The sequence below is a fragment of the Leclercia sp. LSNIH8 genome, from assembly GCF_002920195.1.
Classification (GTDB): domain Bacteria; phylum Pseudomonadota; class Gammaproteobacteria; order Enterobacterales; family Enterobacteriaceae; genus Enterobacter.
In genome coordinates, this window is the sequence record NZ_PQJY01000001.1 from 41,245 (window position 1) to 64,371 (window position 23,127).

Below are 23,127 nucleotides of genomic sequence, written 5' to 3' on the forward strand. Positions count from 1 at the left end.
TAACACGGCAATAATGTTAAAATCCTTGTTACCGCTAACTTTATTATCGATACTTGTAATTACTTTGCAGTTGGGCAATGCGAAAAACGCTAAACATCATTTACAATGGTTGCCCAGTCAGGCGAAAGGAGGAGATCAGTGCAGACGTTAGAAGCGGACGATAGCGCGAGAGAAAAACGCAGGAAAAACACCGGTAAAATTACGCTCGCTGAAGTTGCAAAACTGGTCGGCGTTAGCACGATGACCGTGTCGCGCGCGTTACGTATGCCTGAAAAAGTGAATCCTGAACTACGTAACCGCATCGAAGCGGCAGTGAGTGAGCTGGGCTATGTACCCAATCTCCAGGCACGTAGCCTCGCCTCTGCTGACTCCAGCCTGGTGATGGGCGTGGTGCCCACATTTTCTTCTCCGGGCTTTCTTGCCGTCTCCGAAACCCTGCAGACCGTGCTCGCGACTCAGGGCTACAGCATGATGTTTATTGAGTCCGGTCAGGGAGGGCAGAGCGAAGAGCGCGCTTTTGCGCAAATGCTCGCCTATAACCCGGCGGCGATTGTTCAGTTCAACATTGATAACATCAGCAGCTGTTCGCAAATGATCAGTAACACCGGGGTGCCGGTGGTTGAGATTGGCGCTATCAATCGCGATGCAGGCTGGGTCAGTATTGGCGTTGACTACGCTGCCGCCATCAAAAAGCTGGTCACATCGCTTGTACAGGCCGGATATAAGAATATCGGCCTGCTTTGCACGGCGTCCAATAACATTATGTTTCGCCAGGTACTGAGCGGCTGGAACAGCGCCATGCTCTCCGTAAACCACTCTCCCCATCGCGTGGTGACCTCTCACCTGCCCGCAGGTATTACGACCGGTTTAAACCTGCTGGGCGATATTCGTATCACCTGGCCAGAGCTGGATGCGCTGATTTGCACCTCTGATGAAATTGCCTGCGGCTGCATTATGGCCTGCAACGGTGCGGGGCAAAAAGTGCCCGACGCACTGGCACTGGCAAGTTTGAGTGGAGGAACCCTTGCAGCAGTTTGCTCCCCGGCGCTGACGGCGGTCGAATTCCCCTGGAGTGAAACGGGAACGGTGGCAGGAAAAACGCTGCTTGATCTGCTGGCGGATAAATCGACAGATAAAGTCATTGAATTACCCTCAACGTTACAAGTTCGCGCCAGCACCAGAAAGCATTAGGGTCGGCACAAAATTGATTATGCCGCCGCATACGGCAGGGTAACTGTTGGTCACTGACATTCCCGCCATGCTTACTCGCCACTCACGAACATTACCAGGCGTACACGCCAGCAGCATCTGACGCCAGATGCCCGTAGAGGATCAAGCTGTGTGGGCCCTTACCGCCGCCACGTCCGCCACTACCGACAGCGCCAGCGTGTTGGCATCCCGCGCCTTGGGGAAGATCCCAATCGGGGCCTTAATCCGCGCGATATCCGCATCCTTCCAGCCCAGCTCACGCAGTTTGTCCACCCGCCGCTGGTGGGTGCGCTGGCTGCCGAGGGCACCGATATAAAACGGTGCCGCTTCCAGCGCGGCCTGTAACACCGGCAGCTCCTTGTGCTGATCGTGCCAGAGCAAAATTACCGCCGTGTCCGCATCCATCAGCTCAACCGTGGGGGGATTGCAATGCACCTCGTATCCCGCCGCCTGCGCTACATTGGCTGTCGCCTGCGCCTCCACCGACCCGCCATAGATCAGTAGCCGCGGGCAGGGACGATAACCCTGCTCGAAGCGATCGTTCTTCCAGCCTGTCCTGAGTGACCAGGGCGCCGACTGCAAGGATTGGAAGGAGGTGTGATAGCTCAGTCCCACCGGTTTGCGCTGGGCGAGGCTGTTCAGCACCGCCAGCAGCGGCTGTACCGTGCGCACTTTATGGATGTTCAGCGTAATCCCGCCGCCGCAGGGGAGTACAATATCGAACCACGGCGATCCCTCGCCATACTTCACCTGACGGTCCGTGCCGCAGGCGAGGGTCTCCAGCGCCTCATACGCGGCAGCGGCCTCCACGCAGCCTCCGGAGACATAGCCGCAATAGAGGCCGTCCTCGCGAACGGCCATCTGCGCCCCCAGCGGCCTGGCGGCCCCGCCGCGGATCTCCACCAGGGTCACCAGCGCTACCGCCATGCCTGCCGTAAACGCCTCTGCCGCGAAGCGCAGCACCGCCACGCTGTCGTCGGTAGCAAAAGCCTGCTCGGGGATAATCTGTTCACTTAGCGCAGCGCCTTGCAGCATGCTCTCTCCTTACACCACATCGGGTAGGGCATCGATCAGTTTATCCAGGGTGATGGGATACTCCCGCACCCGCACCCCCGTGGCGTTATAGATCGCATTGGCGATGGCCGCCCCGACGCCGCACAGCCCCAGTTCACCCACCCCTTTGGCCTTCATCGGCGAGGAGATGGGGTCGGTATCGTCGAGGAAAATCACCTTCTGTTCCGGGATATCGGCATGAACCGGCACTTCATACGCCGCCATATCATGATTGACGAAGTAGCCCAGGCGGGTATCCACCGCCAGCTCTTCCATCAGCGCCGCGCCGAGTCCCATGGTCATCGCGCCGATTACCTGGCTGCGGGCAGTTTTCGGGTTCAGGATCCGGCCTGCGGCGCAGACCGCCAGCATGCGGCGGACCCGGACTTCACCTGTCGCCCTATCTACCGCCACTTCGATAAAGTGACCGGCAAAGGTCGACTGCTGATACTGCTTATCCAGATCGCCAAACTCGATATTGTCTTCAGCGGTCAGCGTGCCGTTGGCTGCGGCCTCGCGAATGTCCACGCTGCGGGTATCAAGGGTGATCTTCCCGTCGCTAAACTGCGCCTGGTCCGGATCAAAACCGAGGTTCGTGGCAATGGTCTGGCGTAACTTCACGCAGGCGGCGTAAACCCCCGACGTGGAGGTGTTCGCCCCCCACTGGCCGCCTGAACCGGCCGATACCGGGAAGTTCGAATCACCGAGATGCACCGTCACCTTGTCCAGCGGCACGCCCAGCATCTCCGCCGCCGTCTGGGCAATGATGGTATAGCTCCCGGTGCCGATGTCCGTCATGTCGGTTTCTACCGTCACGTTTCCGTCCGCGTCCAGATGCACCCGGGCGCCAGATTTTTCTAACAGGTTATTGCGAAAACCGGCCGCCATGCCGTAGCCCACCAGCCAGCGCCCGTCGCGAACCTGGCCGGGCGTTGCGTTGCGCTGCTTCCAGCCGAACGTCTCGGCGCCGGTACGCAGGCACTCGATAAGCTGACGGCGGGAGAAAGGGCGGTTGGGATCGGCCGGATCGACCTGAGTATCATTGAGAATGCGAAATTCGACAGGATCGATGCCCGCTTTCTCCGCCATCTCATCAATGGCGATCTCAAGCGCCATCATGCCCGGCGCTTCGCCGGGGGCGCGCATGGCGTTGCCCTCGGGCAGATCCAGTTTTGCCAGCCGCAGGCCGGTATGACGATTGGCGCCCGCATAAAGCAGTTCGGTCTGCTGCACCGCCGTCTCCGGCGTGCCGCCGGGCAGATTACCGGACCAGCTGTCATGGGCGATGGCGGTAATTTTGCCTGCCTTGTCGGTCCCGATGCGAATATGCTGAATGGTAGCCGGGCGGTGGGTGGTGTTGTTGGGGATGGTCGGGCGCGACAGCATGACCTTTACAGGGCGCTTCAGAGTGCGGGCCGCCAGCGCGGCCAGCAGCGCATCGCTCCTAAGGAACAGCTTGCCGCCAAAGCCTCCGCCGATATACGGGGAGATGATGCGCACGTTCTCCTCGGGGATCTTCAGCGTCGCCGCCAGATCGGTGCGGCACCAGGCGACCATCTGATTGGAGGTCCAGACGGTCACCTTGTCGCCGTCCCAGACCGCCATAGAGGCATGCGGCTCCATCGCCATATGGCTCTGATCGGGGGTGGTATAGGTCACATCTATCTTCACCTCGGCGGCGGCAAAGGCCGCGTCAAAATCGCCGACGTTTTTGTCAGGGGTCTTCTCCGGGGGCTGGTTGACGGCGGGTTTTTCCTCCGCCAGCGACCAGGCACCCTTTTCACGCCGGTACTGGACCTGCACCAGCGACGCCGCGGCCCGGGCCTGTTCGAACGTCTCTGCCACCACCAGCGCAACGGCCTGATGGTAGTGCTCTATTTTCGGGCCGCCCAGCAGGGTGGCCGCGTTTCGCTCGCCTTTGCCGAGCTCGCCGGCACTGCTGGCCGTCACGACCGTTAGCACGCCCGGCGCGTTTTTCGCGGCCTGGGTGTCGATGGCGGCAATCTCGCCTTTGGCAATCGCCGCACCGACTACATAGCCATAGGCCGCGTTGGGTGCGGTGTCGTGCCATTCGTAGGCATAGTGCGCCTTGCCGGTGGTTTTTAACGGGCCGTCGATACGGTCATGGGGCTGTCCAACCACCTGTAACCGATCGATTGGGTTTTCCCCTGCCGGTTTCTCAAATTTCATACCTGAGCCCTCGCTTCTGTCAGCACGGAGGCAAGCGTTCGCTTCGCCAGGGTAAGTTTGAACCTGTTTTCAGCCGTCGGATGCGCGTCGGCAAACAACGCGTTATACACCGCCTGTGCGCCCTGGGGGAGTTGCGCATCGGCCTGCGCCATCCGCCAGGGTTTATGGGCGACGCCGCCCAGCGCGACGCGACCGGTGCCATCGGGCTGGACAATCGCCGCCACCGAGACCAGCGCAAAGGCGTAGGAGGCGCGATCGCGAACCTTACGGTAGATGTGTTGCCCACCCACCGGCGGCGGCAGGGTGACGGCGGTAATCAGCTCTCCCGGCGTCAGGACGGTCTCAATATGGGGCGTTTTTCCCGGCGCACGATAGAAGTCGGCGAGGGGGATGTTGCGCGTCTTTCCGTCCGCGGCGATGGTTTCTACCACCGCGTCCAGCAGCTGCATCGCGACGGGCATGTCGCCCGGGTGGGTGGCAATACAGGCTTCGCTCCCCCCGACGACCGCATGCTGACGACTAAAACCTTCCAGCGCCGCGCAACCGCTGCCGGGCAGACGCTTATTGCAGGGCTGGTTCGTATCGTAAAAATAGGGGCATCGTGTGCGCTGCAGAAGATTGCCCGCTGTGGTGGCCTGGTTGCGCAACTGACCAGACGCCCCGGCCAGCAGTGCTCTGGAAAGCACGGCATAGTCACGGCGCACGCGCTCATCTGCGGCCAGATCGGTGTTACGCACCAGGGCGCCGATGCGCAGCCCGCCTTCGTCAGTGGCGTCAATCTTATCCAGCCCCAGACCGTTCACGTCGATCAGATGCCCTGGAGTCTCGATTTCCAGCTTCATCAGATCCAGCAGATTGGTGCCGCCCGCGATAAATTTGGCGCCAGGCGTACGCTGGGCGCTGGCGGCGGCTTCAGCCGGGGTTTTTACCCGCTCATAGGTGAAGGCTTTCATGATTTTTGCCCTCCGGCGACATCCTCAATGGCAGCGAGAATATTGGCGTACGCGCCGCAGCGGCAGATGTTGCCGCTCATGCGCTCGCGGATCTCCTGCGCATTCATTTCGGGAGGGGAGACCAGATCGAGGGTCACATGGCTGGGGATGCCCTCTTCAATCTCTTTCAGCACCGCCACCGAGGAGCAAATTTGCCCCGGCGTACAGTAGCCGCACTGATAGCTATCGTGTTTAACAAACGCGGCCTGCATAGGGTGCAGATTGTCAGGAGTGCCCAGCCCCTCGATGGTAGTGATATCGGCGTTCTGGTGCATCACGGCCAGGGTGAGGCAGGAATTGATCCTGCGCCCGTCAACGATGACGGTGCAGGCGCCGCACTGTCCGTGGTCGCAGCCTTTCTTGGTGCCGGTCAGGTGCAGGTTCTCGCGCAGGGCATCCAGCAGGGTGGTGCGGGTATCCACCTCCAGCTGCTGCTCCTCGCCGTTAACGCGAAACGTTACCGGCATCTTCTCCGGTGCAGGGGTGACGGCGGGTTCGCCCTCGGCCAGGGCGGAACAGGGATAGACCGCCGCGGTCGCCGCCGCTGCGGCGCTGGCTTTTAAAAGGGCCCGTCGGGATAGGCTAAAATCTTGTTGTTCGTGCTTCCCGAACTCACCATCTTCGGGGTATTCGCCTTGGTTGCTCATGCCAGGCCTCCGGTATGCAAAGGGGGAAATAACGTTCAAAGAGGGCGCGACGTTGTCGTCTGTTTTTAAACGTTAAGCATAGACGGCGATGTCGGTGGGATTATTCTCAAAAGGTGAATGCAGTTATGAGGCGGTTTAATAAGTGATTTTGCGAACAGAGGGATCGTCTCTGACCTGGCCGTATGCCCTTACAAACCGTAAAGCTACCTGGCCATATTCAAAAATTTTTTTAACTTCAAAACTACTTTTTAATTTGATTTATGGAGCGTAATATCCATAACAATTAAGTTGATTAGGATGATTCTCAAGGATGAGCCGTTCAAATACACTCTTAATCGACGGACATAAAGCCCGGGTGACCTACGATCCGGTGGTTGATATGTTCCGTGGCGTATTTCTGAATACCAAAAGTGAAGCCCGCTTTATGGCGAGCAATGTCAAAGAGCTGAAAGTTGCCGCCCGGGATGCGCTGGATAGCTATCTGAACGCCTGCTCCATCACCGGCGTTAAACCCTTCCAGCAGCGAACCCTGCGGCCTTTAATGGCGCTGCAACGGCTGAAAGCCATTCTGCATTGATTCTGCTTGCCTTTATGCCTGCCTGATGGTCCGTCAGGCAGGCAATATTGCTTTGCGCTTCGTCGGCCCGCGCTATTTATCCTGCCGGTGATCGCTGATGGCCTGCGCCGCGCAGATCAGCGCCAGATGGCTTAACCCCTGGGGCATATTGCCGACCCATTCGCCGGTGCGGGTATCGAACATCTCATTGAAGGTTTCGACATTGCCGCGGTGGCACAGTGTGTTGAGAATTTCATCCATGTTCGCTTCCGCCTGCGCCGGTTCGCCCATGGAGGCCCAGGCCTCAGCCAGCCAGAAGGCGCAGGCGATAAAGGTGCTCTCCTCCTGTTCAACGCCGCTGTAGCGGTAGATCATTGCGCTGTTATGGCCCAGCTCGCGATAGATTGCCTGATAGGTGAGCTTCATGCGCTTTGGGTTCACCTTCACACCGTAGCGTGACACCAGGGTGAGCGAGGCATCCAGCAGCCCGCCATCGCCGCTGTAAAAGCAGTAAGCCTGATGGGTTTCAGACCAGCAGTGCTCTTCAATCCAGTCGCGGATCCTGTCCCGCTCCCGCGCCCAGCGAGCCTTCCATGTGGGTTCGATATGGCTGCCCTCCGCCAGTACCACGGCGCAGTCCAGCGCCAGCCAGCAGGACATTTTTGAGTGGGTATAGTGCCGCTCTTCCGGCAGCTCCCAGATGCCGGAATCCTTCATGCGCCAGCGGTCGGCGCACTGATTGGCAAGATGGCCTAAAAAGCGCGACGTGCCCGTATCCAGAATATGGCCCGCCTCGACGAACAGTTTTGCCACTCCCAGCATATCGCCATACATGCTCAGCTGGCGCTGGGTGCGGGCATTATTACCCAGACGTACCGGCTGCGAATCCCGGTAGCCCTGGAGCTCGGCGTACTTCTCTTCCGGCACCAGCTCACCGTCGAGGGTATAGCAGGCCCGCATCTCCGGGCCGTGTTTGATGATGGTTTTCGACAGCCAGGAGAAGGCCGCCTTACACTCTTCAAGGGGGCCAAGATAGGTAAAGGCTTTGATAATCAGGCAGGCATCGCGCACCCAGGCAAATCGGTAATCATAGTTTTTGCTGCCACCGGGCCCCTCCGGCAGAGAGGTGGTGGCCGCCGCCGCCAGCGCGCCGGTAGGCGAATACCAGAGGAACTTCAGGGCCAGCGCGGAGCGGATAACGTGATCTTTATACAGGCCATCGTATTTCAGCCCCTTCACCCAGTCCTGCCACGCGGTGTGGCTGGTCTCAATGCGGTTATCAATCGCCTCGATATCGGGCACCGCCAGCGGCTCACTCTGCGTCACCAGCAGAGCAACCACCTCCCGGCTCCCTTTCTTCAGGACGATCTCCGCCTCGACCTCTTCATCATCCGCATGGGTAATGACCACGTTTTCGCTGGTGTGCAGCATCGCCATCAGATCGCCAATATGATAAACGCTGCCTTTGAAGGTATCTGAACGCCAGGGCGAGCGCGTTTCGATCATCGTTCCGAATCGCAGATGAAGCCTGAACGTCACGGTGCCGCGCAGGCCCTCCAGACGGCGTGCCAGCTCACTCCAGGGCAGGCGGCCTGCCAGGGTACTGTTAATGGATTCGGTTAACAGAACTGTGCCGGCTTTTGTCTCATAGCGGGTTTCCAGAATGTTGCTGTCATCGCGATAGGCGCGCGAGACGGTGTATTCATCCGCAGGTGTCAGGCTGAAAAAACCGCCAATGTTGGGATCCAGTAGCCGATCGAAGAGGGGCGGGGAATCGAGATTGGGCGCGCCCCACCAGTCGATTGAGCCATCCGGGGCGATAAGCGCTACCGAGCGTCCTTCACCGATAGCAGCATAGTCCCCGAGGCCAACGAACCCGTTATCACGCATCGGCATATCGTATTTCGCATTTTTCAAATGAGTGATCCCTTTTCTTTGATGAACATAAAGCCTGGCATAATGCGATGAATATCGCGCTTTCACCAATGCTGTATGTCTCTCTTCGCATGCACCTCTTTCACAAAGGCTGATCTATTGCCACCCGCATTTATCATTATTTTAATAATTGTGGAGGCGCCATGCCGCCAGGATCAGCACCACGAGGTTAAGGATCACGCTGACCATAAAATACGTTTTGAAAGGCTGTTTTTGGGTTTTATGGCGAAACAGCTGCTGGCCGAAGATGGCGCCCGGCCACCCGCCGACTACCCCGCAGACCAGCAAGGTCGACTCCGGAACCCGGCGCCAGGCTTTGCGGGCCGCCATTTTGTCGGCGCCGTAGATCATAAACGTCAGCGCGCTGGCGAGCAGAAACCACATCGCAAAAGGGTGAGGGGACAAGGCGCTGCCCGCAGCGGCCAGGGCCAGAAGGAGATAACAGAGGAAATTGAGGTTCATGGGAGGCAGTATCAGTCATCAAGCCGAAGGGCGATGATACGCGATCCTGCCGGGAGTGTAACCGGGCTAGCCGGTTAACCGTTTGGCAAATCAAATCGCCTCTTAACGCCTGACGTACGGGCCGAAGTGGCTTTTTCCGCTGTCGCCGGTATCGCCCCAAGCTCCGCGGAGATCTGTTCAATGAGCGTCTTAGAGTCGGTAGAGGCATGCAGGATTTTTCTATTGTTATCATTTTGCAGGAGCGGTAGTAGGTTCGACGAGTACACCGTCTGGCTGTGTATGAGCACAGGAAAATTTAATTTGTGATGAGAATATCTCATTTGCAACAACGTCATTTTATTTATACATGATCTTGCTTTAAATCAAACTCTTTGAAATAAGTGTGAATTATTTTTAGCTAAATACACAATCGCTACTTGAATAATATGAAAAATAAAAAATTACTAATGATGATGTTTACTGCATGTGCTTTTTTTATGGCGGCTCATGCAGTAGCAAAAGATAATGCGATCTCTGATGCTTCGGTTAAAAAAAAGATTATCGCTGAATCAATCGCTTCGTATCCTGGGGTATGTGCCTGCCCTTTTAATCAGACGAGAAATGGAAGTGCATGCGGCAGACGCAGTGCGTGGAGCAAAGCAGGAGGGTATTCACCGATTTGCTACGAAAAAGAAGTCACTGCCGATATGGTTAAGCGATGGCGTGAACAAAATCAGATCTAACGTTGCTTCCGGAATTTAAATAACTGTCCCTGATACGCTTAGATATTCGAATGCCCTTTTCCCTTAAACTGAAATGGCGGTGGCACTATGCCACCGCGTTTCACACGGCTTACTCTTCGTTCTCCAGTAATCCCATTTCGGCGATACGCGCTTGGATCAACTGTTTGCGTTTCTCAATAAAGCGCCGGTAATTTTCCAGCTTCCATAAAGTCTTGGGGCTGCTGGGAATACAGTGCAGATCCAAAAATTCCGGGGATTGATCTCTTAGCCATGTATCGAGCGACTGGGCGCCTTTATCGCCTGCGCCATTCTGATGGGCAGGTAACAGCATGCAGTTCGCCAGCTGGTCGATTTCCCAGTTTTCGTAGACGCGTACCATACGGCCAGTTTCTTCGTTTAAAATCTTCTCTTCTTTTAACAGGCTACGGGCAAAAATGTGGTCAATCTGCGGTTCATGCTGAAAGCCTGAAGATTTGTATTCTCCGCCATACCACAAGTTAAACAGCAGGTGGATGTGCCCGCTACCGTAGCCGCACCAACCGAAGAGGCGCTCTTCGGTTAAATGCAGGTTACGATTGGCCGAAAAGATCGCCGCACGGATCTTTTTCAGATCGAAGCTCTCTTGGTCGTCGATCACTTTTACCAGCTTATCGATAATGCCATCTGGCTGACCAGAAAAGACACCATTCAGCAGAGCAGGCAACAGATACTGCTTTAATGCTTGCGATCTCGCTAATTTCCCCGGGAAGCGATATTGCAGATATACTAAAGGAATCAGCGCATTATAAGAGGTGAGTGCTTTGCCGGATCGAATATAGGTTTTACTGACAATCTCATCTTTCACAAACATAAGCGCTTTGGCGATAGCCGGCCAGTTTTCACTGATCTGGTTACGCACATTATCATCACGCAGTTTATCCACATCATATTTGGCACCAAAGCCCAGCAGCGTGGTGCTAAGTTTAATCAGAAAATCGCGGGAGAAGTTGAAGCGGCCATTATCATTAATCTTCTCCAGAAAGTCCTCAAAGATAACATCAGCGTCAGACCACTCGGTGGAGAGCAGCGTAAACATCAGATCTGATTTGCTTAACCTTGTACCGCCTGAGTTCGCCCGAATAAAGACCTCAACCACATCATCAAAATTCAGTTCGCTGTCGTCTTCACTGCTGTCAATCACGTGATAAAGTAACTTACCTTCATTGCTAAACTCTTTACCTGCACGACTGATGTTGATGGTCGCCTGTTCGCGCTCTTTCGCGCTTAATTCCAGCTCTTCTTCTTCAATGCGATGGCTGAGAATCTGTTCGGGTAATTTTTTTGTGTAGATAATGTCCGACATGGCCATCCACGGCCAGGAACTGGTGGCGGCATCCTGAAATTCAAACTGATAGCGAATTTCTTCGTTGCTTGTCGTTGTACCGCTCAGCACATTAAAATGAAGCACTTTGCCGTCAATGCTGCCTTTTAGCGCCAGATAAAAACTTTGTAAGCGTTGCTGGCCGTCCAGCACCAACCATTTCGATCTGGTTTTACCGTGATGATAGTGATCTTTTAAATCGACCTTGCCGTCGTTGAAGTTCTCTATAAATTTACGGTGCTTAATTTCATCACGGGTTTTCCAGAACAGCAGGGAGGAAAGGGGATATTGCCGCATAACTGAGTCGAACAGGCGGGCTATTTGATCGGTATTCCAGACAAACTGCCGCTGAATGTTTGGCAACCAAAGCCCGCCACCGTCGGCCTCGTTATTATTAATTTCCTGAATCATCGCCTTGATTGATTTACTGGGCATTGCACTTTTCCTTGTCGTTGCGCGCACAAGTGCGGCATTGAATTTGGCTTAAGGGTATCAAGGGGGATTATCGGCAGCGGCAAGAAAATACTTAGCATGAAAGCGGAAAAAGGTTCTCCAGGTTACTGGGCGGATATAATTTATCCCCATCATTTCCTGCTGATAAAGCATTAACCCCCTTCCAGCATCCCAAAGCTGACGATCCTTGAACGCCCCAGCTCTTTCGCCCGGTAGAGCGCCACGTCGGCGGCGCGCAGCAGGTTATCGCCCTGAGCATGCTGCGGATAGCTGGCAATGCCGATCGATACATCAACCGGGCCGATCTCCGAGAGCTCATAACGCAGCGTCAGGTTATGCACAGCGGTATGAATTTCACTGGCGCAGGTAAACGCCGTCTCTTCATCCGCCCCCGGCAGCAGGGCCAGAAACTCCTCGCCGCCATAGCGGAACGCCATGCCCTTGTCGCTTACTGCACGCTGGACAATAGCCGCCACGCTTTTAATCACCTGGTCGCCCGCATCGTGACCCAGTCTGTCGTTGATGGCTTTAAAGTAATCGATATCGATCATCAGGCAGCTTAACGGCGTACCGCTGTGCATCGCCTGGTTCATCTGGGTGCGCAGAGCATCTTCCAGATGATGGCGGTTGCGCAGGCCGGTCAGCGGATCGAACAGCGCTTTTTCCAGCAGGGCATCGCGCAGCCGCTGGTTAGCCAGCGCTAGACCGAGCGCCTCGGCCATCAACTCCAGATAGGCGCGGGACGGCGCCATCTCCGGGGTCAGGTTCTGGAACGAGAGCAAACCGATGGCTTCACCCTGGGCAATCAATGGCACACAGAGCGCGTGAGGGGCGCTGTTGTCCGGCAGATGGTAGCAGGCGATATCCGGCTCGCCGTTGACCGGCGGATGGCTCTGCCCGCGGCGCACCGCCCAGCACTGGTCCGGATGGAAGGGATCGGCGTCCCCCTGCGGATCGAGCCACTCGGCGACACAGCGCATCTGCCACGGATCGTGCTCAAGCAGCCAGATCCGCCCGGCGATACCCGGCGCAATGCTGGGGGCGAACAGCCGCGCCACGTTCAGCACATCCTCAATGGACTCGCACCCCTGCAGGCGCTGGGTCATTCGCGCCAGCAGCTCGCGGATCGCCCAGTCGGCATCACGCTCTTTTTCCAGCCGCTGCCGTGCCAGGCCGTTCTCGCGGAAGATCCGAATCGCCTGGGCCATATCGCCAATCTCATCGATCTGGCGATAGTCCGGGGCTTCGACCCCATAATCCTGGGAGGCCAGCCGGTTGACTACGTCGCTCAGGCGCACCACCGGGCGCAGCACCCGGCGTTTGAGGATAAAACCGAGCACAAATAAAAACATCAGCGCAGTCAGGCCGACCATCACTTCGGAGAGGGTACGCAGCCCGCGGGATTTTACCGTGGCATCGTCAATGGCCGCGTCGGTACGCCTGTCCAGCATCTGACGAAAATGGTCGAGCTGGTTCTGGACCTGCTCCAGCTCATTTTCATAACGCTCGCCATAAAGCAGCTCAATGGCCTGAGGCTGCTGCCCGCGCCCGGCGCTGGCGATGGCGCTCTGTTGCTCATCCTGCAGCGCATCGGCCACCTGCAAACCTTCGTGCAGCAGCGCCAGCTCTTCCTCACTGGCACCTGCGTCTTTCAGCTTTTGCAGGCGATGCTCAATTCTGACCATCGTTTCCGCTTTCTGGCGGTACTCCTCTGCCACCGCGGGATCCTGTTTAATGACGTACAACCGCGCCAGGTCGGAGAGCGCCCAGGCGTCAACTTCCACCTCTTCGGTGAGCTGATCGAAGACGTAGCGCTGTTCAACGGCCTGCCGCTCAACGCTTTCGGCGCTGGAGGCCATCAACATAGCCACGCCGGAAGCGATAGTCAGACAAACCGTGGCACCGTATGCCCAGTTAGTAATAGTGGCGATGCGCACGGTTTATTCCTTCTTCATAGATCAGGCGAATTTTTCCCTTCCTCGATAATCGCATCGTCAATCTCTTCGGCATTACCGGCATGATCGCGACCCGAAAGCAGATTCCAGCAGGCGATAAACAGCGCGGCGATCAACGGACCAATCACAAAGCCGTTGATACCGTAAATCTCCATCCCGCCGAGAGTGGTGATGAGGATAAGATAATCGGGCATTTTGGTGTCTTTACCCACCAGCAGCGGACGCAGCAGGTTATCCACCAGCCCCACCACCAGCACAAAGAAGCCGACGATAAACAGCCCCTGCCATAGCTGATGGGTGGCGAAGAGGAAAATGGCTGCCGGTACCCAGACGATGGCCGAGCCGACCGCCGGGATCAGCGACAGGAACGCAATCAGCGCGCCCCACAAGATGCTGCCATTAATATCGACTATCCAAAAGGCGATACCGCCCAGCACACCCTGGACCAGGGCCACCACGGCCGTGCCTTTTACCGTTGCTCGGGCGACGCCGGCAAATTTGGCAAACAGATGCTGTTTGGCGAAATTCGACAGCGGCAGGCTGTCGAGGATCTGGCGCACCAGCCACGGGCCATCTTTCAACAGGAAAAACAGCAGATAGACCATCACGCCAAAGCTGATGGCGAAGCCAAAGGTGCCTTTACCAATCAGGAAGGCGCTGCCGGCAAGGTATTGCCCGCCGCGTAACGCCGCTTCAGAGAGCTTTTGCTGGATCTGCGCGGCGGTATCCAGATCGTGTTCGATCATCAGCGCACGCAGCCAGTCGGGCAGATGAGAGAAGAGACCAGCGAGCACCCCGGAAAATTGGGTGTCGTTCTGCTGCAGGCGCGTGTAAACAATATTGAGTTCAAAGGCTAACGAGGAAAAGATCACCATCAGCGGAATAAAGACGATGAGGCAGATAAGCAGTACGCTCAGCAGCGCCGCCAGCCCGTTGCGATCCCCCAGCTTGATACGCAGGGTGTTTTTGACCGGATAGAAAATCACCGCCAGGATAGCAGCCCACAGAATGGCCGAGAAGTAGGGCGACAGCACATCAAAAAACGCCCATGAGACCATCAGCAGTATCAGTATGAAGAAACCTTTGGTCAGTCCGTTAAATCGCATCAGCTCATCCTTTTTTAATGAAACACTACGACTATAGAGTGTTTTGCGTAATTTAACATATTGCGGTCTGCTGCCGGGTGGCGGCTGCGCCTTACCCGGCCTACGTGGATAAGTAGGCCCGCGCAAGCGCAGCGCCGCCGGGCAACAGGCCGCACCACCCGCCAGTCCGTAGGCCCGTGCAAGCGCAGCGCCGCCGGGCATCAGGCCGCACAGCCCACCAGTTTAGCGCGTGAAAAACAGATCCCACTTTCGCCTGACCGACGCGGGGCCCGGCGCGGTACATGCTGTAAGTACCGGTTTGCAGGAGGTGTCCTATGGCATGGCGACCCTATCTCTACGTGATTTACACGGTGCGGCCCCGGCTGAGCGCCCGTCGCGCGCGTCTTCGTCTGGTGCATGGCTAGCAATTTGTTAACAATCGCGGTATAAACATACCTTCTTTTGGATGTTTAGATGTCCATACGTATAGAAGGTGATATGCAAACAGAACAAAACGGGCAGCTACAGCGCACCATGAAGACTCGCCATCTGATCATGCTGTCGCTTGGCGGCGTGATTGGCACAGGGCTCTTTTTTAATACGGGTTACATTATTTCCACCACCGGGGCGGCGGGCACGCTGCTGGCCTATCTGATTGGCGCGCTGGTGGTCTGGCTGGTGATGCAGTGCCTCGGCGAACTCTCTGTGGCGATGCCGGAGACCGGCGCCTTTCACGTCTATGCCGCACGCTATCTCGGCCCGGCAACCGGCTATACCGTGGCGTGGCTCTACTGGCTCACCTGGACGGTAGCGCTGGGATCGAGCTTTACCGCCGCCGGATTCTGCATGCAGTACTGGTTCCCGCAGGTACCGGTCTGGGTGTGGTGCGTGATCTTCTGCGCGGTCATTTTTGCCCTCAACGTCATCTCGACCCGCTTCTTTGCCGAAGGGGAGTTCTGGTTCTCGCTGGTGAAGGTCATCACCATCATCGCCTTTATTGTTCTGGGCGGCGCGGCCATCTTCGGCTTTATCCCGATGCAGGACGGTTCTCCCGCGCCGGGGCTGACGAATATCACCGCCGAAGGCTGGTTCCCGCATGGCGGGCTGCCGATCCTGATGACCATGGTGGCGGTTAACTTCGCCTTCTCTGGCACCGAGCTGATCGGCATTGCGGCGGGTGAAACCGAAAATCCGCACAAGGTGATTCCTGTCGCCATTCGCACCACCATTGCGCGGCTGATCATCTTCTTTATCGGCACCGTTTTTGTGCTGGCGGCGCTGATCCCGATGCAGCAGGCCGGAGTGGAAAAAAGCCCGTTCGTGCTGGTGTTTGAGAAGGTGGGCATTCCGTATGCCGCGGATATCGTTAACTTTGTCATCCTGACGGCGATCCTCTCGGCGGCCAACTCCGGACTCTACGCTTCCGGGCGGATGCTGTGGTCCCTGTCGAATGAAAATACCCTGCCGCGCTGCTTTGCCCGGGTGAACAAAAACGGCGTGCCGCTGACGGCGCTGTCGGTGTCGATGCTCGGTGGCGTGCTGGCGCTCTTCTCAAGCGTCGTGGCTCCGGATACGGTATTTGTCGCCCTGTCGGCGATTTCCGGTTTTGCGGTGGTGGCGGTGTGGATCAGCATCTGCGCCTCGCACTTTGTCTTCCGCCGTCGCCATCTGCAGGCGGGCAAATCCTTAAGCGAGCTCCAGTATCGCGCCCCGTGGTATCCGCTGGTGCCGGTGCTGGGCTTTATCCTCTGCCTGGTGGCCTGCGTCGGCCTGGCCTTTGACCCGAGCCAGCGCATTGCCCTTTACTGTGGTTTGCCGTTTGTGGCGCTCTGCTATGGCGCGTACTACCTTACTCAAAATCTGAAAACCCAGGAGCCTGAACATGTCGCAGAATAATCCGCTTACCGCCCTTCTTGAAACCCAGCCGTTTGTGGTGCTGGACGGGGCGATGGCAACGGAGCTGGAAGCGCGCGGCTGTAACCTGGCCGACAGTCTGTGGTCGGCGAAAGTATTAATGGAGAACCCGGAGCTGATCCGCGACGTGCACCTCGACTACTTCCGCGCCGGGGCGCAGGTGGCGATCACCGCCAGCTATCAGGCCACGCCGGAGGGGTTTGCCGCTCGCGGGCTGGATGAGGCGCACTCCCGGGCATTAATTAGTAAAAGCGTCGAACTGGCGCGCAAGGCGCGAGAAGCGTATCTGGCGGAAAATCCGCAAGCCGGTACGCTGCTGGTGGCCGGTTCGGTGGGGCCCTATGGCGCGTATCTGGCGGACGGGTCGGAATACCGCGGCGACTATCTGCGCAGCGCAGAGGTGTTTACCGCCTTTCATCGTCCGCGGGTAGAGGCGTTGCTGGATGCCGGGGCGGATCTGCTGGCCTGCGAAACCCTGCCATCGTTTGCTGAAATTAAAGCCCTGGCGGATCTGCTGACAACATACCCGCGCGCCCGGGCGTGGTTCTCGTTTACGCTGCGCGACAGCGAGCACCTGAGCGACGGCACGCCGCTGCGTGAGGTGGTCTCTGTGCTGGCGACTTACCCGCAGGTAATTGCGCTGGGGATTAACTGTATCGCGCTGGAGAAGACCACTCGCGCGCTGCAACACCTGCAAAGCCTGACGGCGCTGCCGCTGGTGGTCTACCCGAACTCGGGCGAGCATTATGATGCGGTGAGTAAGACCTGGCACCAGCACGGGGAAGCGTGCGAGACGCTGGCGGGGTATTTGCCGCAGTGGTTAGCGGCGGGGGCGAAGCTGATTGGGGGATGTTGTCGCACCACGCCGAAAGACATTGCAGATTTGAACGCGCAGCGCTAAGTTTTTGCCGGGTGGCGGCTACGCCTTACCCGGCCTACGGTTCATGCGGTTTGTAGGCCCGGCAAGCGTAGCGCCGCCGGGCATCAATCAGGCCACCTCAGCCAGCACAAACATCCCGTACGGATGGATCTCCAGGAAATACTCTTCCCCCACGTCCGGCTGCAGCCGCGTGGCGTTCACCTGCAACAAAATCTCCTGCCCGTGCCACTCCACAATCACCTCGTACTGCGGCCCCATATAGGCGACGTGGCGGATCACGCAGCGCTGGCTCGTCTCGCCGTGCTGGCTTAGGGTGATCGCCTCCGGGCGCACCCCAACGGTGCCAGCCCCCTGGGCGGCAAAGTGCAGCGGGCGCGGCAGGCGATAGCCGTGGATCGCCACGTAATCCTGGGTGAAGGTAGCCGGGAACAGGTTGGCATCGCCCATAAAGCTCGCCATAAAGCGCGACGCGGGCTGGCGATAAAGATCCTGCGGGGAGCCAATCTGCATGATGTTGCCCTTGTTCATCACCAGCACGGTGTCCGACACCGCAAACGCCTCGCTCTGATCGTGGGTCACATACAGCGAGGTGATGTTGAACTGCTTTTGCAGCTCGCGGATCTTGTCGCGCATGCTGCGGCGCAGGTTGGCGTCGAGGTTACTTAAAGGCTCATCAAACAGCAGCACTTTCGGTTTGAGGATCAGGGCGCGGGCCAGCGCCACGCGCTGCTGCTGGCCGCCGGAGATCTGATCCACATAGCGATCGTCGAAGCCCTCCAGATCCACCATCGCCAGCGCCTCTTTGACGCGGGTTTTGATCTCCGCACGCGGCACGCCGAGCATCTTCAGGCCGTAGCCGACGTTCTCCCCCAGCGACATGTGCGGGAAGAGGGCGTAGGACTGGAATACCATGCAGATATCACGCTGCTGAATGGAGCTGTGGGTCACGTCCTCGCCGTCGATAAAAATCTGCCCGTCGGTGGGCTTTTCCAGCCCGGCCACCAGACGCAGTACCGTGGTTTTACCGCAGCCGGAGGGGCCGAGTAGCGTCACCATCTGCCCCTGCGGGATCGCCAGATTGATGTTTTCAATCACCGTGTTCGCGCCAAAGCGCTTGGTCACGTTACGCAGTTCAACGAAATGTTTCTGAGTCATAGTGTTACGCCTGGTTTTTGGCTTTTGAACGGGAGATACGCGCCTCACCGATGAGCCAGTCAAAGAGGAAAATGATCGCCAGCATGACCACAATCAGGATCGAGCCGTAGGCAATCGCCACGCCATATTCGCCATCTTCCACGCGGTTCAGAATGTAGGCCGTGGCCACGCGGGTATCCGGCGTGACGAGGAACACAATGGCGCTGACGGTGGTAATGGCCCGTACAAAGCTGTAGATCAGCGCCGACAGAATGGCCGGGCGCAGCAGCGGCAGCAGGATATGGGTGATGGTGCGGAAGCTCCCGGCACGCAGGCTCAGCGAGGCTTCGTCCAGCGATTTGTCGATCTGGCCCAGCCCCGCGATCCCGGCGCGAATGCCCACCGGCACGTTACGCATCACCATCGAGATAATCACGATGGCGGCGGTGCCGGTCAGGTACACCGGGGCGCTGTTAAAGGCCAGGATATACGACACCCCCGCCACGGTGCCCGGTACCGCAAAGCAGAGCATGGTGGTGAACTCAATGGTCTTTTTGCCCCTGAACTGCTGGCGCACCACCACCCAGGCAATCAGCAGCCCGAAGGCGGCGGTGATCGGTGCCGCAATCCCGGCGTAGAGCAGGGTATCGAGCAGCGAAGGCCATGCCCCGTCGCTCATCCCCTGGCCGAAGAGCTTGATAAAGTTATCCAGCGTCAGGGTGTAATCCACCCCCCAGTTGACGGTAAAGCTGCCGTAGAAAATGCTGCCGTAAAGCAGGGCGTTAAAGGCGATCCACACCGCCAGCAGGGCAACCACGCTCCACACCAGGGTGACCGGCAGGGGCTGGACGTCGCCGCGGTAGGACTTGCCGGAGACGGTGACGTAGGAGCGCTTGCCGATCCACATATACTGAATGCAGAAGACCAGCAGGGAGAAGAGCAGCAGGAAGGCGCCGAGGGTGCTGGCGGCCTGGTAGTCGAGCTGAGAGCCGGTGATGTAGAAGTAGATCTGCGTCGCCAGCACGTCGAAGTTGCCCCCCAGCACCAGCGGGTTACTGAAGTCGGCCAGCGACTGGACGATGACGATCAGGAAGGCGTTAGCCAGCGCGGGCTTGAGCAGCGGGACAAAGACGCCGTTAAAGGTCTGCCAGCGGCTGGCGCGCAGGGTGTACGACGCCTCTTCCAGCGACGGATGAATGGTCTTGATCGCCCCGTCGAGGATCATAAAGGCCATCGGCGTAAAGGCCAGCACCTGCGCCAGCCAGATACCGGTGAAGCCATACAGCCAGTTGGTATTGGTCAGCCCAAACCAGTCCACCATCAGCTCGGTGATGTAGCCGGAGCGGCCCATCATCAGCGTCACGCCGAGACCTACCACGAACGGTGGGGTGACGATCGGCAGGATGGAGAAAATACGGCCAATAATGGCGCTGCGTCTGGCGATGCGGGTGGTGTAGATCGCCAGCACCAGGCCGAAGAAGGTACAGCCGATGCCGACGGCGATCGAGAGCAGGATCGAGTTAATGATCACCTGAATGATATGCGCCTGGGAGAGCACATTCATAAACGCCAGCGGGGCGAACTCCCCGGCGTCGTTGGTGAACATCGGAATAAAGATGGCGATGCTCGGCCAGACGATAAAGATGCCGATCAGGGCGACAATGGTAATCAGCGAGCCGATGACAAAGCGGTCGCCGCCCAGCCACTCGAGGCGGGTCAGGGCCAGGGTCATGATCGCCCCCAGCGCCGCAAACAGCACGATGGTGGCGTAGCCCAGGCCGCGTCCTTCGAGGGTGGCGCTGATGACCACAAAGGCCATGCACAGCAGCGCCCAGCCGGCGTCGAGGTAGTGGCGGCTGCGCTGCTCGCGCTTCGCCTCGGTGAACGGGCGCACCAGCAGCAGCGTGGGGAGCAGATACCACAGCCAGCTAATGTTGAAGTGTGACCAACTGTAGGCGTCGAGGATCTCGTCGCCGGTGGACTCCAGCAGGCCGTAATCCAGGCTCCAGCTCGGCAGCAGGGCAAACGCCAGCCAGCTAACAAAAACCCAAAGGAAGACCGCATCCCGTTTTTTCACGGGATGGAGAGCGAGTGTCTGTGACATAGGTATTCCGGTGTTGTAGGCCGGGTAAGCGTAGCGCCACCCGGCAAAGGAGCAATAGCGGGCTTATTTACCCATCTTCACGTCGCTGACCCACTTGTTGATCAACGCCTTACGCACATCCGTGGAGCCGTACTTATCCATGTCGTAGCTGATGAGCTTCAGGTCATCGAGCTTCAGCGAGTTCGGGGAGGTCTCTGCGGTGGTGTTGGTCAGGATCTGATAGGACTTGCCCTGCTTCCACGCCAGCTCCTGGGCCTCTTTCGACAGCACCCAGTCCACGAAGAGCTTCGCGTTCTCTTCGTTGCGCGCGCCCTTCAGGATGCTGACGCCGCCGATTTCATACCCGGTGCCTTCGCAGGGGGAGATCAGCTCCAGCGGGGCGCCCTGTTCTTTTTCCAGCGAGTAGTCGTGCAGGAAGCCGATGCCGATGGCTGTTTCACCGCGGGCAGCGTTACGCGCCGGGGCGATGCCCGATTTGGTGTACTGTGAGACGTTGCCGTTCAGCTGTTTGAGATAGTCGAAAGCCTGATCTTCTCCCCAGAGCTGGACGAAGGTCGCCAGCGCGGTGTAGGCGGTGCCGGAGCTTTGCGGATCGGCAATCTGGATCTCGCCCTTGTATTCCGGTTTGGTCAGATCTTTCCAGCACTGCGGCACCGGCAGGTTCTTCTCTTTCAGGCGCTGGGTATTAACGCCAAAGCCCAGAATGCCCACGTACACCGCAGAGGAGAGGTTGCCTTTCACCTTGGCCGGATCGCGGAATTTCTCCATGATCTGCTCCAGGTTTTTCGATTTGTACGGCTGCAGCAGCCCCATTTCACCGGCCTGAGACTGCGGGTCCAGGGTGCCGCCGTACCAGACGTCAGCCTGCGGGTTTTTCTTCTCGGCATCCACCTTCGCCAGCGTACTGCCGGAGCCGTTGCGGATAAACGAGGTTTTGACGTCGTACTTGTCGCCAAACGCTTTGGTTTCGGCCTCGCACATTTCGTTGGTGGCGCTGCAGTAGACCACCAGGCGGCCTTTGGCCTGTGCGGCACCGGTTAAGGTTGCCAGCGCGATCCCGGAAGCAATGAGGGTAGAGAGAAGCGTTGTTTTCATTATTCAGCCCTTTTTATGACGTTATGTGACTGCGAGAAGCGGTGATGCCCGCCATCAGCAGCGGCATCAGGAGTAAACCCATCAGTACGGCGGCAATCGAGAGCAAACTGAACATCCCCGACCAGCCGTAGCGTTCGATAACCTGCGACAGCGGCCATCCGGCCAGCGCCGCCCCCAGATAGGCAAACACGCCAAGAAAACCGGTAATCGAGCCTGCTGCCTGCTTGTGTCCGCACTCCACGGCGGCAAGGCCGATGAGCATCTGCGGACCAAAGACAAAAAATCCCACCGTAAAAAAGCACATCGCCAGCAGGGCATAGTGGTGAACCGGGGCCAGCCACAGGGCGGCGACCGACACCATCAGCCCCAGCGTGAACAGCAAAATCATCGGCGCCCGCTGGCCGCTGAACAGCAGATCCGATCCCCATCCGGCGAACAGGGCCCCGAGCAGGCCGCCCACTTCGAACAGCATCACCGTGGCGTTGGCGCTCAGCAGGTTCACCCCATGGCTCTCCGCCAGCCAGATGTTGCCCCAGTCGTTGAGGGCGATGCGGATCAAATAGACCAGCACATAGGAGGCCCCGAGCAGCCAGATCATCGGGTTTTGCAGCATGGTGGTACGTAACATCTGCCACAGCCCCATCGGCGGGCTCTGCTGCTCCTGGCGCAACTCCAGCGGATCGTTGCGCCACTCCCCGACCGACGGCAGACCCTCTTCCTGCGGTGTGCCCCGCAGTTGTGTGGTCAGCCACAGGCCGAGCACGATACTGATGATCCCCGGTGTCAGCATCGCCGCCTGCCAGCCCCAGCGATGGGCGGCGAAGGCGCAGATCAGCGGAATAATTGCCCCGCCGATGTTAATGGAGGTGTTCCAGCACCCCCACCAGAAGCCGCGCTCGTTGCGCGAATACCAGTGGGTGAGCAACCTGGCGCAGGGCGGCCATCCCCATCCCTGAAAGAAGCCGTTCAGCGTCCAGATAAACAGCAGCAAGGGCAGGGAGTCGCCGAAGGCGAACAGCACGTTCAGCACGCCGGTCGCCATCAGGCCGATGCCCATAAACGCCCGCTGGCCCTTGCTGTCGTGCCACAGTCCGGCGGCAAATTTCGACAGGCCGTAGCTGAGGTAGAACAGTGACCCGATCAGGCCGATATCGCTCTTGCTTAACCCCAAATCCAACTGCAATGCGGGCAGCACGTAGTTGAGGCTTTTACGCGTCAGGTAAAACGCGGCGTAGCCCGTCGCCATGCAGAGCAGCAGTCGCGGGCGCAGCCTGCGGTAGCGTTGAGTAACCTGTTCAGCTGACAGTGCGGGCATGGCGTTCTCCATTTGCAATGACTGTATGAAAGCGCGAGGAAAAAGGGATGAGAGAAAGTCTGGCGT

18 protein-coding genes are annotated in these 23,127 nt (G+C 58.1%); 5 read left to right on the top strand and 13 right to left on the bottom strand.

Going from position 1 to position 23,127, the window contains the following annotated elements:
• Positions 1–138 precede the first annotated feature (138 nt).
• Complete coding sequence (locus C3406_RS00225) at positions 139–1,191, top strand: LacI family DNA-binding transcriptional regulator (RefSeq protein ID WP_103823964.1); 1,053 nt, start codon at positions 139–141, stop codon at positions 1,189–1,191.
• 141 nt (positions 1,192–1,332) lie between these two features.
• On the opposite strand, the gene C3406_RS00230 is transcribed toward C3406_RS00225, so the two are convergent.
• Genes C3406_RS00230 through paoA form a run of 4 tightly spaced genes read right to left on the bottom strand, consistent with a single transcriptional unit; the run spans position 1,333 to position 6,091 of the window.
• Positions 1,333–2,244 carry an XdhC family protein gene (locus C3406_RS00230; protein ID WP_103823965.1) on the bottom strand — a complete coding sequence of 304 codons (912 nt, stop codon included), beginning with the start codon at positions 2,242–2,244 and terminating at the stop codon, positions 1,333–1,335.
• A gap of 9 nt (positions 2,245–2,253) precedes the next feature.
• On the bottom strand, positions 2,254–4,452 hold the full coding sequence (gene paoC / locus C3406_RS00235; protein WP_103823966.1) for an aldehyde oxidoreductase molybdenum-binding subunit PaoC: 2,199 nt from the start codon (positions 4,450–4,452) through the stop codon (positions 2,254–2,256).
• Positions 4,449–5,405 (bottom strand): FAD binding domain-containing protein, encoded by a 957-nt coding sequence (locus tag C3406_RS00240; RefSeq protein ID WP_103823967.1) that lies wholly within the window; start codon positions 5,403–5,405, stop codon positions 4,449–4,451. The genes paoC and C3406_RS00240 overlap by 4 nt, the downstream gene beginning before the upstream one ends.
• Positions 5,402–6,091, bottom strand: a complete 690-nt coding sequence (gene paoA / locus C3406_RS00245) for an aldehyde dehydrogenase iron-sulfur subunit PaoA (RefSeq protein ID WP_103823968.1) — start codon at positions 6,089–6,091, stop codon at positions 5,402–5,404. Before paoA ends, C3406_RS00240 begins: the two co-directional genes overlap by 4 nt.
• 310 nt (positions 6,092–6,401) lie before the next feature.
• Here paoA and C3406_RS00250 point away from each other — a divergent pair, with 310 nt between their 5' ends.
• Positions 6,402–6,668: a DNA repair protein gene (locus C3406_RS00250; RefSeq protein WP_103823969.1), complete on the top strand. Its 267-nt coding sequence runs from the start codon at positions 6,402–6,404 to the stop codon at positions 6,666–6,668.
• Positions 6,669–6,740: 72 nt separating this feature from the next.
• Here the strand turns inward: C3406_RS00250 and C3406_RS00255 are convergent, their stop codons facing one another.
• Both C3406_RS00255 and C3406_RS00260 read right to left on the bottom strand, forming a co-directional pair.
• A complete protein-coding gene (locus tag C3406_RS00255; RefSeq protein ID WP_103823970.1) occupies positions 6,741–8,564 on the bottom strand; it encodes a glycoside hydrolase family 15 protein in 1,824 nt (607 codons plus the stop codon).
• A 141-nt stretch (positions 8,565–8,705) separates the two neighbouring features.
• On the bottom strand, positions 8,706–9,044 hold the full coding sequence (locus tag C3406_RS00260) for a DUF1294 domain-containing protein (RefSeq protein ID WP_103823971.1): 339 nt from the start codon (positions 9,042–9,044) through the stop codon (positions 8,706–8,708).
• A gap of 446 nt (positions 9,045–9,490) precedes the next feature.
• Between C3406_RS00260 and C3406_RS00265 the strand changes: the two genes are divergently transcribed.
• Positions 9,491–9,766, top strand: coding sequence for a hypothetical protein (locus C3406_RS00265; protein ID WP_103823973.1), 276 nt, complete (start codon positions 9,491–9,493; stop codon positions 9,764–9,766).
• A 109-nt stretch (positions 9,767–9,875) separates the two neighbouring features.
• Here the strand turns inward: C3406_RS00265 and C3406_RS00270 are convergent, their stop codons facing one another.
• From C3406_RS00270 to C3406_RS00280, 3 genes are all read right to left on the bottom strand, one after another.
• On the bottom strand, positions 9,876–11,561 hold the full coding sequence (locus C3406_RS00270; protein WP_103823974.1) for a DUF262 domain-containing protein: 1,686 nt from the start codon (positions 11,559–11,561) through the stop codon (positions 9,876–9,878).
• A gap of 170 nt (positions 11,562–11,731) precedes the next feature.
• Entirely contained in the window at positions 11,732–13,516 is a 1,785-nt protein-coding gene (locus tag C3406_RS00275; protein WP_103823975.1) for a diguanylate cyclase, read from the bottom strand.
• 14 nt (positions 13,517–13,530) lie between these two features.
• A complete protein-coding gene (locus tag C3406_RS00280) occupies positions 13,531–14,640 on the bottom strand; it encodes an AI-2E family transporter (protein WP_103823976.1) in 1,110 nt (369 codons plus the stop codon).
• Between the two features lie 477 nt (positions 14,641–15,117).
• Here C3406_RS00280 and mmuP point away from each other — a divergent pair, with 477 nt between their 5' ends.
• Positions 15,118–16,515 (top strand): S-methylmethionine permease, encoded by a 1,398-nt coding sequence (mmuP, locus tag C3406_RS00285; RefSeq protein WP_103823977.1) that lies wholly within the window; start codon positions 15,118–15,120, stop codon positions 16,513–16,515.
• Positions 16,502–17,434 carry a homocysteine S-methyltransferase gene (mmuM, locus tag C3406_RS00290; protein ID WP_103823978.1) on the top strand — a complete coding sequence of 311 codons (933 nt, stop codon included), beginning with the start codon at positions 16,502–16,504 and terminating at the stop codon, positions 17,432–17,434. Before mmuP ends, mmuM begins: the two co-directional genes overlap by 14 nt.
• A gap of 87 nt (positions 17,435–17,521) precedes the next feature.
• Here mmuM and fbpC read toward each other — a convergent pair whose 3' ends face one another.
• From fbpC to uhpC, 4 genes are all read right to left on the bottom strand, one after another.
• Positions 17,522–18,568, bottom strand: coding sequence for a ferric ABC transporter ATP-binding protein (fbpC, locus tag C3406_RS00295; RefSeq protein WP_103823979.1), 1,047 nt, complete (start codon positions 18,566–18,568; stop codon positions 17,522–17,524).
• A gap of 4 nt (positions 18,569–18,572) precedes the next feature.
• On the bottom strand, positions 18,573–20,651 hold the full coding sequence (locus C3406_RS00300) for an ABC transporter permease (RefSeq protein ID WP_103823980.1): 2,079 nt from the start codon (positions 20,649–20,651) through the stop codon (positions 18,573–18,575).
• 63 nt (positions 20,652–20,714) lie between these two features.
• Positions 20,715–21,746, bottom strand: coding sequence for an ABC transporter substrate-binding protein (locus tag C3406_RS00305; RefSeq protein WP_032616757.1), 1,032 nt, complete (start codon positions 21,744–21,746; stop codon positions 20,715–20,717).
• 13 nt (positions 21,747–21,759) lie between these two features.
• A complete protein-coding gene (uhpC, locus tag C3406_RS00310) occupies positions 21,760–23,061 on the bottom strand; it encodes an MFS transporter family glucose-6-phosphate receptor UhpC (RefSeq protein ID WP_103823981.1) in 1,302 nt (433 codons plus the stop codon).
• Positions 23,062–23,127: the final 66 nt, after the last annotated feature.